Below are 10871 nucleotides of genomic sequence, written 5' to 3' on the forward strand. Positions count from 1 at the left end.
GGGCGGTGCTAGGGGAGTCGGACCCGGCGAACAGGCTTGAGGCCACCTTGGCCGCGACCGCCCTCTGTGTATGGCAGGACGTGGAGATAGTCCGAGTCCACGACGTCAGGGAAAACCGTCAGGTCATAGACACCGTCTGGGCCCTGAAGAACGCCTCCAGCTTCGCTTAATAGCGGGGTCCCCTCGGAGAGATCGTTACGACGTAGCCCATTTGAGCCCGTATACTCGACCTGCCGTTGTGTAGTACGAATGGGGCGACAGGACGTCGCCCCAAGCCGAGGGGGCACAGGACGTGCCCTCCGAGGCGGTTCGTACGGAACAGGCAGGTCGAGTATACGATTGGGCGAAACAGGGGCGTAGGCGGGACGGTCTCTCCGAGGGGACTCAAAGGTGAGTTTTTAGAGCTTCGCCTAAGCTAGACTCCCATCAACCACCGGTCCAGAGACATAGGGCGGCCGGGCCTTAGGCCCTCCATCTCAAGCCGGAGGTCGCCCAGGAGGGCGGAACGCTCTGCGAAAGCGTTGTGCCGATGTATGCTTTCGAAGTTCTCCTGTCTCGCCAGCACGAAGGAATCGTCGGGCAGGTCGGGGGACACCTCGACGACGTTTCTGAGCATCTCCCTGACGACGTCCTCGACGAACCTGGGGTTGGTGTGGGCCTTGTTGACCACGAAGAACTCATCGGGCCTTTTCAGTAGCTCGTATATCTCCGAGCTCATGGAGGCCTCGGCGAGATGGACCAGGTTTTCCGCCTTGATCGCCCCGGCTCCACCGATCATCAAGGTGGCCTTACCTCTCTGGTTGTGGGAGGCAAGGGGGAGGAGGTCCACTATTCTCTCCGCCTCGTCCTCGCCGTAACCCTGGGATACGAGCAAGCCCTTCGAGTGGGATCTCACCATGTCCTGGGCACAGGGACAGACGGTGAGGCCGTCGACCTCGACGCCGGAGACGGTCCTACAGGACTTGCCGTCACAGGCGGAGATACCTATAAAGGTGTAGATCTCCTGGGAGAGCTTTCCCGATATAGGTGTATGCTTTTTGAGGGGGAAGTGGGCCCTTATCCTGACCTCCGATCTGAGGGCCTCCTGCCTCTCGGCGACCAAAAAGGCCAATCTCTCCGCCATAGTCTCTATGTCGGGAGCGGATGAACCGGCGGCCTCCTCCGCCGCCTCCTCCAGGATCTCGCTGAACCGGGACATATGTACCCCCGCCTTTGAGCCGTCCAGGTCGGCGAAAAGGTCCATTTTGGCGTAAAAAAGGGACGTCCCTCGGTCGCTCTCGAGACGGATTATCCTCTCAAGGCCGGTGACCCCCACCCTTCCCAGGGAAAATGGGACCTCCGGCGTCCCCTTCTGGACGTCCCTATCCAGAGGAAACCTCAGACACCTCTGGGATTTTTTCACCCCCGATCTGTCCACCGACTGGGCCAGCTCCGACACCGTCAAGCGGGATCTGGGATCGACGACATCGGGGGCTATCTCCGCCAGTGGGACCAGGACGAAGGCCCTCTCGGCCATCCTGGGATGGGGGATCGTGAGGTCCTGTTCGTCCATCACAGTATCGCCGTAGAGGACCACGTCCACGTCTATAGGCCTAGGTCCGTTTCGGAAGGTTACCGTCCGACCCATCCTCTGCTCGACCCACTTGGCTAGACGGAGAAGGTCGTGAGGGGAAAGGTCGGTCTCCACCTCGCACACTGCGTTCAGAAAACGGGGCTGATCCAGATACCCTACCGGATCGGTCTCGTAAAAAGACGACACCTTAACTACCTCTAACTTAGCCTGAAGATACTGAAGTGCCTGAAGTATATTTCCCTGTCTATCTCCAAGATTGGCTCCTAGAGCCAGAAAAACCCTTTGGCCACAGACCATAGCCGAACCTCCTAATGGATGCAAAGTATAGTGGCCCACATTGTACCAGAAGGGAGAAAAACCATGCCCACCGTATCCATGAGAAAATGTACATCCTACGATAAAGCGGGGCAAGCGGTTATAGCCGCAGTAAAAGATCTAGGGGGTATGGAACGTTTCATATCCCCTGGAGATTCGGTCCTGATAAAGCCCAATATGCTCGGGGCCTATAATCCCGACCGCCACGTCACCACCCACCCTTCGGTGGTCAAAGCGGTGGCGGAGATGGTCCTGGACTGTAGGGGCAAGCCGATAATAGGGGACAGCCCAGGACTGGACCCCTTCCCTCTGGTCTCCCGAAAGACCGGCATAGGAGAGGTCGGAAAGGCCCTGGGAGTTCCGGTCCTTCCACTGATCGACTCCATACCTATCAGGACGAAAAAAGGAGGAAAATTTAGGAAGATAGAGCTTTCACGACTGGCCGTTGAGTCTGATAAAATAATAAACATACCTAAGATGAAGACCCACTGTCAGATGACCTTGACCCTAGGGGTGAAAAACCTCTTCGGGACGGTGGTGGCCCAGAGAAAGGCGGAATGGCACTACAAAGTCGGGCTAAACAGGGACGTTTTCGCCTCGTTGCTGATAGAGATATGGGATCACCTGAGGCCATGCTTGACCGTCATGGACGGAGTATGGGGAATGGAGGGAAGAGGTCCTTCTAACGGGGTAGGAAGGCTCTTCGGTGTCATATCCACCTCAGACGATTCTTTGGCGATGGACCAGGTACTCTCCCCACTGATGGGAGTCAAAGAGGGGGATTTTCCTTTGCTCAGAGCCGCTCGCTCGTACGGAATGGCCTACAACGAAATTAGGACAATAGGCGATTCCGTCGAATCGTTCAGCCCAAAGGTCGACCTTCCTAAATCGGACTCTCTAAGGCTATTGCCTCCCTGGATGGATCGGATAGGGAGGGATATTTTATCCTCCAGGCCGGAACAGGACAGGGAAAGATGCGTAGGGTGTCAAAAATGCGTCCAGGTCTGTCGGGCAGGAGCCTTGACTATGAAGGAGGGGAAGGTGCTCTCCTTCGACTACGGCAGATGTATAAGGTGTTATTGCTGCCACGAAATGTGTCCCGTGGACGCCATAAAGCTGCACAGAGGAGCTATTTTGAGGGTTTTAGATCTCTTAGATCGCATATAGGTTTGCCTGATACCGCAAAACCGCTGTAAGATAGGCGTATACAGGCAGCTCAACACGGAGGAGGCGCAGGATGCCCCAATCATCGGAGAGCTTTCATAAAACAAAGGAAAAACTTCATAAGTCAGTGGAGGAGATGCGCCGCTCCAATCTTTCCTCGGCACTGGAAAGGCTGTCGAAAAAGGGAGCCCCTAAGGCTAAGATTCCCGTATCGGAGATAAAGCCCTCAGGCCCTCTAGACGAAAACAGCATGTACCTCTCCATGAAGGCCCTCTTCAGGACCAGGTCCACCGGAGGGGCCTGGGGTATGTTCGTCCTTCTGGCGGACGGCCTTTCGGGGGAAATCCTCTACCTGGCCCTATGGACAGGCTACGGAGGGCTTAAAAACGCCGACCTAAAGGCCTCATGGCAGGCTCTGTCGGTGTTGATGGAGGAAGAGGCGTCCCTCCAGGACAAAGAGCTCAGGAAAAAGGTCGTCTCCATCATCGAGGACTTCTTCAACCCACCTACGATGAACCGGCTGGCCTCGGAAATCGAGGATCTGGAGATGATAGAGAAAGCGAGAGAGGGTTTTTTGAGCGATCTCGACAGAGCTCTTTCCTTAAGTTTCGAGCTATCCTTAACCGTTGAGATGGTCTCAGGGAGGGACAGCCAGAAATACTTTGACGACAGGACCAGGCCCGTCTCATCGAAAGAGGGAGAGGAAGGTGAAGGGGAAAAGCAGGCGGTAGAGGTCAGAAAGGTCAGCGTTCTGTGTGGGGTAATAGTGGATCCTGTGAGGGGCAGGGCCATTTCATCCTTAAGGACCGGGGACCTGATATACGTGACCATAAAAGAGGGATCGGCGGTAGCCCACGCCATAAGGCAGGCCATGGCAAAAGGGGGAACCGATCGGATCCCGGCGCCTATCCTCGACGTCTCTCCGACCTCTACTGGGAGCGTTGAGGTGCTGGTGGAGCTTTCCGAGGGCATATACGGAAAGCTCCTAGCAGGAGAGAGCTATAAGGTGGCCGTCCCGGCGGAGTCGAATCAACAGAGTTCCGGCGGAATGTGGTCCTCCCCTTTAGCCTGGATGTTTTTCTTCCTTTTGGCGTCCCTTCTACTGGCTCTTTTCATCCTGATAAACTAAAATAGCAGAGATTTTGGCAGAGGAGAGGGAAAATGGACACGAAAAAAATCAAAGCCGACGAAAAAGCTTTTATGATGATAATAGACCAAATTGTGGCACACAGGATCCGACCGGGAGACAGGATCTACGAACCAGACCTCGCCGAAACCCTAAAGCTCAGCAGAACTCCGGTGAGACACGCCTTGAGTCGATTGGTCGCCGAGGGCGTCCTGGACAAAACCAAAGGGAGAAGAGGCTACACCCTTCCGGTTCTCTCTAAAGAGGACATGGAGGAGGTGTTCGCCACCAGAAGCGCCCTGGAGGGCAAGGCTATAGAGATAGCGGCGGGGAAAGTCACCGACAAAGACATCTCATACCTGAGGGAGCTGAACGAAAGGGAGAGATCGCTGTTTCATCTGGGCCGGTATAAATCGGAGTACGCCCAGGTCAACGAGCAATTTCACTCTAAAATAGTGGAGCTTGCCGGAAACCGATACCTCGATAGATATTTCCGGCAAGCCTACTGGAGGTCGTCGCTGTACACCTTTCACTTCGGCCTGTTTTACAACATAGAGCTGGACATGCCGCCGGAAACCGCCTTCCCTGACAGCGAACACCGGACCTACAGAGAACATCGTAAGATAATAGACTCTCTGGAGAGGCGGGACGGGGCTGGTTCAAGGACCCTCCTTGAGGAACACGTCTACAACACCATAGTCAGAAGGGGAGTTCGCTTTTCCGCCCCTATTTGAAAACCATCCGGCCTTGAGAGTTCGCCTCGGACATCTCGTCTAAACTCAACTCTATCAGGGGAGCCGGGTCCACCATCCGGCCTCCCTGGGCGACGCCGAAATGAAGGTGGGGACCTGTCACTCTGCCGGTGCTCCCGGTCAGACCGATAACATCTCCGGCACTGACTACCTGCCCTGCTTTTACGTCTATTCGGGAAAGATGAAAGTACATGGATATCAACGTCCCTCCGTGATCGATGTAAACCGACTTACCGGCGTAATAGTGATCCCCTGTCAGGATAACCTCGCCGGAAGCGGCGGCCTTGGCGGGGGTTCCGTTGGCCGCCCGATAATCGACCCCTCCGTGACGGCCTTTAAGCACTCCGTTATAGACCCTCCTTTTTCCGTAAAGGCTGGTCACCGCACCGGGAACAGGTCTCACCATAGGGAGCTCCCATAGAGCCTCCTTTGAAACCCTGCCAAGAGCCTCTCTAACCATGCGACGCTCCCTGGCGATTCTCTCCCTCGCCGACGATGGAGGGGTGACCATAGCGGGGTCCACGGATAGCTTCTCCGAGGGGTAATCCTTGGCTACGATATCGATAGGCCACTTGGAGAGGTAGGTAGTCCCTCTCGACGCTACCCATATCTTTAGGACCTCCCCTTTGGCGGTTTTCCCCATCGAATCGGTGCCAAGTACGGCCCTCCCCGTCAGTACGCCGTCCTCCCCCTCCCTCAAGTCGAGAGGGATATTTTTACCTCTCCAGGAAAGGGTCGACCTGTCAGCTTCCCCATCGATGGATACCGACACCACGAAAGGCTCCCCTAACCGAACCTTTTCGGGGGCGGAAAAAGCGACCTCCAGAGCATGACAGACGCCTACCCCAAAAAACAGCCCCCAAAGGGCCAAAATACAGCAGACCCTACCTATCCTTCCACGTGAAATCATGCACTTTCCTCCTATAGGACCGAATATCCCGTAATTGTACACTAAAATCGACGAAGCACAAGACATCCCAGGCACTAATGCATACTATACAGACTGTTGTTTTTTTTGGCACAATAACCCTATGGAGGGCTATTGCCCATCTGTGTATACCGGAGAAAATGGAGGGATTTTCTTGTCTATCAAGGGCAAATTTATATCAATGGTTGCAGCGGTTCTGGTGGTAATAGCGGTGATGGCCGGAGTGGGAGCAATCAGGAGCAAAGGTGTTTTGACCGAACAACTTATTAAGACTGGAGACGAGACGGTCAAGATAGCCCTCCTCACCGTCGAGGAAAACCTGAACAAGATGACCGCTATCATGGTCAACGCTGCGAAGGTGACCGAGAGAGCCTGGAACAAAGAGGGAATCAACGAGCTAAAGCCTATGGAGGATCTGATGGTAGAACTGGCAGAGGCAAACAAGGGCTTTGGATTTCAGGACATCTACTTCGGCTTCGAGAAGGACGGGAAGTTCTCCGACGGGACGAGATTTCAACAGCCCGACGATTTCGACTCGCGGAAAAGAGGCTGGTACATCCAGGCGATGGGGGAAAGAGGCAAGGTCATAATTACCGAGCCTTACGTGGATAAGATAACCAATAAACCGGTGTTCTCCCTCTGCGTGACCATCGAGGACAGCTCGGGTAAGGTGGTAGGGGTCCTGGGTTCCGACGTGAGCATGGAGTCACTGGTCAACTTCGCCGGGCAGCTTCAGATACTGGGAGAGGGCCATCCCATCCTTCTGAGCTCGAAAGGGGTCATACTGGTAGGCCCGGTCAAAGAGAGGATCATGGAGATAAACCTGGCTGAAGACACCGAAAACACCCCCTCGGTTCAATCTATGGCAAAATCGATGGTGGCGGGCAAGTCGGGAGCCATGGAGATAGAGTGGATCGGCCAATCATTTGAGGCCTTCTACGGCGCCACCTCCTTCGGCCCATCCCTGGCCATCGCCTATCCCCTTTCGTCTATCGGGGCCATGGTCGCCAGGGTTACGTCCGTCCAGCTGGCGGTGGCTGGCTTCGCCCTGCTGGCGGTGGCACTGGCGGTTTTCCTGACCTTTAAGAGCATTGTGACCCCTCTGAGAAAGGCATCGACAATGGCGTTGGAGATCAAAAACGGAAACCTGACCGTCGATCCGTCGTCCATAGGCTACAGGGCAAAAGACGCACTGGGAGAGATGATAGAGGCTCTGTCCTCTATGGTCAGTGGACTCAGAGATACCATCGAAGGCATCACCGAGGAAAGCCACAGTATAGCCGACAGCACCGGAAGCCTGGCGGCCTCAAGCGAGCAGACCAACGCCGCCATGGAAGAGGTGAGACGGTCTGTCTCCGACGTAGCGGTTCTCTCGGAGACAAACGCCGCAGCCCTTGAGGAGACCAACGCCGGAGTCGAAGAGGTTTCCTCCAGCGCCTCTATGGCGGCGAACTCTGCGACCCAGGGAACCGAGGCCACCGCAAACGCCAGCAAGACCTCCAAGGAGGCCGTTGAGATCGTGACAAAGATAATCAAAGACATCAAAGACGTAGGAGAGAAAGCCCAAAAGAGCCTAAAGACCCTATCCGGCCTAACCGGATCGGTCCAGGAGATAACCGGATTCATCGAGACGATAAACTCCATAGCCGACCAGACCAACCTGCTCGCACTGAACGCCGCGATAGAGGCGGCCAGGGCAGGAGAGGCAGGAAGAGGCTTTGCGGTGGTCGCCGAAGAAGTCCGCAAGCTGGCGGAGGAATCGGGCCACGCGGCGGGGAGCATCGGAAAGCTTATAGAGGGCCTACAGAGCCAGACAAAGGAATCGGTGGACGTAACCACCGAGGCGGGAAAAATAATGACCCAAACCGTTCAGCAGGCCGACGAAGCTAAGACAGGCCTCGACGAGACGTTAAGACAGATCGCCCTGGTCAACGACGCCATGCAGAATATAGCCGCCACCTCCCAGGAGCAGGCGGCATCGGCCAACGAAATGGCCAACGCGGTGGACCAGGCGTCCAGGTCTACGGTGGATATAGCCAACAAAATAAGCGGAGTTAAAAGCTCCGCCGACGAAACAGCAAAGGCGTCGGAGACGGTGGCCCAGGAGGCGGAGACTGTCTCCCTACTGTCGAAATCGATCCAGGACAGACTGGCTACGTTCTCCACAGGTAAGGAAAAATCGAAAAGCCCAGCTTTGAGATAGACCGGAATAACCGTGACGGGGGTCCCTTGGGGGATCCCCGTCATTAATTTTCATAGAGCCTCTAAGTCCCAAAGTCACAGATATATAGACATATAAGGCTGCAATGTGAATGAAACTGATCAGCTTTTAGATTCATATATACCGGAAAAAAAAGACTTACCTCTCGAACTCGTCTAACTTTTCTGCATACACAGTTGCGCAAATCGGGATATTTGTTTAAGATAGTCCGGCTTGCCTTCAGGGGCAGGACCATCTTTATTTTTTCGGGAGGTTATCCGATGATTCACGAATTGGTAAGTGCGGCAAACGGTATACTTTGGGGTAAGCTGATGGTGTGGCTTCTGTTGGGTACGGGGATATTCTACTCAATCAGACTGGGGCTACCTCAGATCAGACATTTTGGACACATGTTCAAGGTCATGTTCAGCGGCAGAACCTCCGCTGAGGGAGGTATAACCCCATTCCAGGCTCTCTGCACCGGCCTCGCCGCCCAGGTAGGAACGGGAAACCTGGCAGGAGTTGCAACCGCACTGGTATCAGGTGGCCCCGGGGCCATCTTCTGGATGTGGATAACCGCCCTGGTTGGAATGGCCACCATATTCGGGGAGGCCACCCTAGCCCAGGTCTTCAGGGTAAAGAGCGAGGACGGAACCTACCGCGGAGGCCCAGCCTACTACCTCGAAAAGGGGCTCGGTCAGAAGTGGATGGGGGTTCTATTCGCCTTCTCCATCATCGTCGCCATGGCCTTCATCTTCAACGCAGTACAGTGTAACTCCATAGCAGCAGGGCTCAGAGGAGCGTTCAACCTCAACGAGGTATACGTGGCAGGAGCCACCATAGTCATGACTGCCCTCGTCATATTCGGAGGGCTTAGGCGCATCGCCCACGTGGCGGAGATAGTGGTTCCCCTCATGGCTGGACTCTACATTCTTGGCTCACTCGTGGTGGTCGTAACCCACATCTCCGAGATACCGGCGGTTTTCTCCCTGATATTCAAGAGCGCCTTCGGAGCTAAGCAGGTAGCAGGAGGTGTCCTTGGGCACACCGTAGCGATGGCCTTCAGGTATGGCGTATCCAGAGGACTTTTCTCCAACGAGGCGGGAATGGGATCCACCCCTAACGCCCACGCCACCGCCGACGTGAAGCACCCTGCGAGACAGGGATTCACCGCCATGCTGGGGGTATTTGTGGACACGATCCTCATATGCACCGCCACGGCGGCTATAATACTTCTGTCCGGAACATTGGACAGCGGCAAAACCGGCGTAGAACTGACCCAGATAGCCATAGGGGCCACGCTGGGAGCCTGGGGCCCGACATTTATAGCCGTAGCCCTGATGTTCTTCGCCTGGACCTCCATACTGGGCAACTACTACTACGGCGAGAGCAACCTCATGTACATCTTCCCCAACTGCGGCAAAGGCGGACTGGCAATATACAGGGTCATGGTCCTGGGAATGCTCATGTTCGGCGCCACCAGCTCGGTCCCCTTCGTGTGGGAGCTCGCGGATTTCTTCAACGGCATAATGGCCCTTCTCAACCTGATCGGCATACTGCTTCTGTCCGGCATAGTGGTCAAAATGATGGACGACTACGAATCTCAGATCAAATCGGGAATCGACGATCCGGTGATAGACAGAAAGGCTTTCTCACAATACTATAAAGGCTAGGTGATCTATCTATGAAGGAGACTCTGGCTCTAATAGCCCAAGCCAGCTCAATCCAGGCGTCAAAGGGCTCGGTGGCAACCTACATCCCGGAGCTGGCGAAGGCCGACCCCGAGGCTTTTGGACTGGCAGTCACAGAGTGCGATGGAACACAGTATCTCTCGGGAAACTGCGAATTTCGCTTTACGTTGCAGTCCATATCCAAAGTGGTCACCCTCGCTCTGGCGTTGGAGGAGCGGGGAAAGGACAACGTTTTCTCAGCTGTGGGCAACAGCCCGACAGCGGACCCGTTCAACTCCATAATGAGGCTTGAGATGGACGCCCCTCACAGGCCCCACAACCCTCTGATAAACTCGGGAGCCATAGTGGTGGTCTCGTTGCTGCCGGAGGAGGGGCGGGAGGGCAAAATAGAGGCTATTCTGGACATGGCCAGAGATCTCATGGCGAACGGAGATATAAAGGTAAACGACCGGGTCTACCGATCGGAGAAGAACACCAGCGACAGAAATCGCTCTCTGGCCTATTTCCTGAGGAGCGTAGGAAGCCTCAAAGGGGATATCGAGGATATCCTGGACGTCTATTTCCGCCAGTGCAGCATGGAGGTAAACGCCAAGGACCTGTCGATTTTAGGGGCGACCTTCGCCTGCGACGGCCTTAATCCCATCACGGGGAAACAGGTCATATCCCCCCAGACAGCCCGGATAGTCAGGGCCATAATGACCACCTGCGGGATGTACGACGGCTCGGGGGAGTTCGCCGTCAACGTAGGTATCCCCGCAAAAAGCGGCGTCGGAGGGGGCATTATGGCGTCGGTACCGGGAAGGATGGGGATAGGGGTCGTCAGTCCCCCTCTTGACCAGAGGGGCAACTCGGTAGCGGGGCTAGCGGCCCTCGCCGCAATTTCCGAGCAGCTCCACTGTAGGGTGCTTTAACGAGACGAGGGGCGGATCCGGTCGGATCCGCCCCTCGCTTTATCTTTCGGGCATCTCTAAAAACTCATCTTTGAGTCCCCTCGGAGAGACCGTCCCGCCTGCGCCCTGTTTCGCCCAATCGTATACTCGACCTGCCTGTTTCGTACGAACCGCCTCGGAGGGCACGTCCTGTGCCCCCTCGGCTTGGGGCGACGTCCTGTCGCCCCATTCG

8 protein-coding genes are annotated in these 10871 nt (G+C 55.6%); 6 read left to right on the forward strand and 2 right to left on the reverse strand.

What is annotated here, in order from left to right; all coding sequences use genetic code 11:
- Positions 1–415 precede the first annotated feature (415 nt).
- Positions 416–1870 (reverse strand): GTP cyclohydrolase MptA, encoded by a 1455-nt coding sequence (mptA, locus tag B9Y55_RS12565; RefSeq protein ID WP_085545691.1) that lies wholly within the window; start codon positions 1868–1870, stop codon positions 416–418.
- Between the two features lie 78 nt (positions 1871–1948).
- On the opposite strand from mptA, the gene B9Y55_RS12570 reads away from it, so the two are divergent.
- The 3 genes from B9Y55_RS12570 (at position 1949) to B9Y55_RS12580 (ending at position 4912) form a co-directional block, all read left to right on the forward strand.
- The gene (locus B9Y55_RS12570) at positions 1949–3055 is read left to right on the forward strand and encodes a DUF362 domain-containing protein (protein ID WP_159448357.1); all 1107 of its coding nucleotides are present in this window, start codon (positions 1949–1951) and stop codon (positions 3053–3055) included.
- Between the two features lie 70 nt (positions 3056–3125).
- Positions 3126–4181, forward strand: a complete 1056-nt coding sequence (locus tag B9Y55_RS12575) for a hypothetical protein (protein ID WP_085545693.1) — start codon at positions 3126–3128, stop codon at positions 4179–4181.
- A gap of 32 nt (positions 4182–4213) precedes the next feature.
- Positions 4214–4912, forward strand: a complete 699-nt coding sequence (locus tag B9Y55_RS12580; RefSeq protein WP_085545694.1) for a GntR family transcriptional regulator — start codon at positions 4214–4216, stop codon at positions 4910–4912.
- Here B9Y55_RS12580 and B9Y55_RS13675 read toward each other — a convergent pair.
- Entirely contained in the window at positions 4905–5840 is a 936-nt protein-coding gene (locus B9Y55_RS13675) for a M23 family metallopeptidase (protein WP_327078447.1), read from the reverse strand. The two genes, B9Y55_RS12580 and B9Y55_RS13675, sit on opposite strands and share 8 nt — an antisense overlap.
- A gap of 172 nt (positions 5841–6012) precedes the next feature.
- Here B9Y55_RS13675 and B9Y55_RS12590 point away from each other — a divergent pair, with 172 nt between their 5' ends.
- The 3 genes from B9Y55_RS12590 (at position 6013) to glsA (ending at position 10660) form a co-directional block, all read left to right on the forward strand.
- Positions 6013–8061 (forward strand): methyl-accepting chemotaxis protein, encoded by a 2049-nt coding sequence (locus B9Y55_RS12590; protein WP_085545696.1) that lies wholly within the window; start codon positions 6013–6015, stop codon positions 8059–8061.
- A 278-nt stretch (positions 8062–8339) separates the two neighbouring features.
- Complete coding sequence (locus B9Y55_RS12595; protein WP_085545697.1) at positions 8340–9731, forward strand: alanine/glycine:cation symporter family protein; 1392 nt, start codon at positions 8340–8342, stop codon at positions 9729–9731.
- 11 nt (positions 9732–9742) lie between these two features.
- The gene (gene glsA, locus B9Y55_RS12600; protein ID WP_085545698.1) at positions 9743–10660 is read left to right on the forward strand and encodes a glutaminase A; all 918 of its coding nucleotides are present in this window, start codon (positions 9743–9745) and stop codon (positions 10658–10660) included.
- Positions 10661–10871 lie beyond the last annotated feature (211 nt).

It is taken from the genome of Dethiosulfovibrio salsuginis (assembly GCF_900177735.1).
GTDB classification, from domain to species: Bacteria; Synergistota; Synergistia; order Synergistales; family Dethiosulfovibrionaceae; genus Dethiosulfovibrio; species Dethiosulfovibrio salsuginis.

What these genes read in the sequence shown, in the direction of transcription:
- mptA (WP_085545691.1), bottom strand. Translation starts at nt 1,870, where the DNA reads ATGGTCTGTGGCCAAAGGGTTTTTCTGGCTCTAGGAGCCAATCTTGGA.
- B9Y55_RS12570 (WP_159448357.1), top strand. Translation starts at nt 1,949, where the DNA reads ATGAGAAAATGTACATCCTACGATAAAGCGGGGCAAGCGGTTATAGCC.
- B9Y55_RS12575 (WP_085545693.1), top strand. Translation starts at nt 3,126, where the DNA reads ATGCCCCAATCATCGGAGAGCTTTCATAAAACAAAGGAAAAACTTCAT.
- B9Y55_RS12580 (WP_085545694.1), top strand. Translation starts at nt 4,214, where the DNA reads ATGGACACGAAAAAAATCAAAGCCGACGAAAAAGCTTTTATGATGATA.
- B9Y55_RS13675 (WP_327078447.1), bottom strand. Translation starts at nt 5,840, where the DNA reads ATGATTTCACGTGGAAGGATAGGTAGGGTCTGCTGTATTTTGGCCCTT.
- B9Y55_RS12595 (WP_085545697.1), top strand. Translation starts at nt 8,340, where the DNA reads ATGATTCACGAATTGGTAAGTGCGGCAAACGGTATACTTTGGGGTAAG.
- glsA (WP_085545698.1), top strand. Translation starts at nt 9,743, where the DNA reads ATGAAGGAGACTCTGGCTCTAATAGCCCAAGCCAGCTCAATCCAGGCG.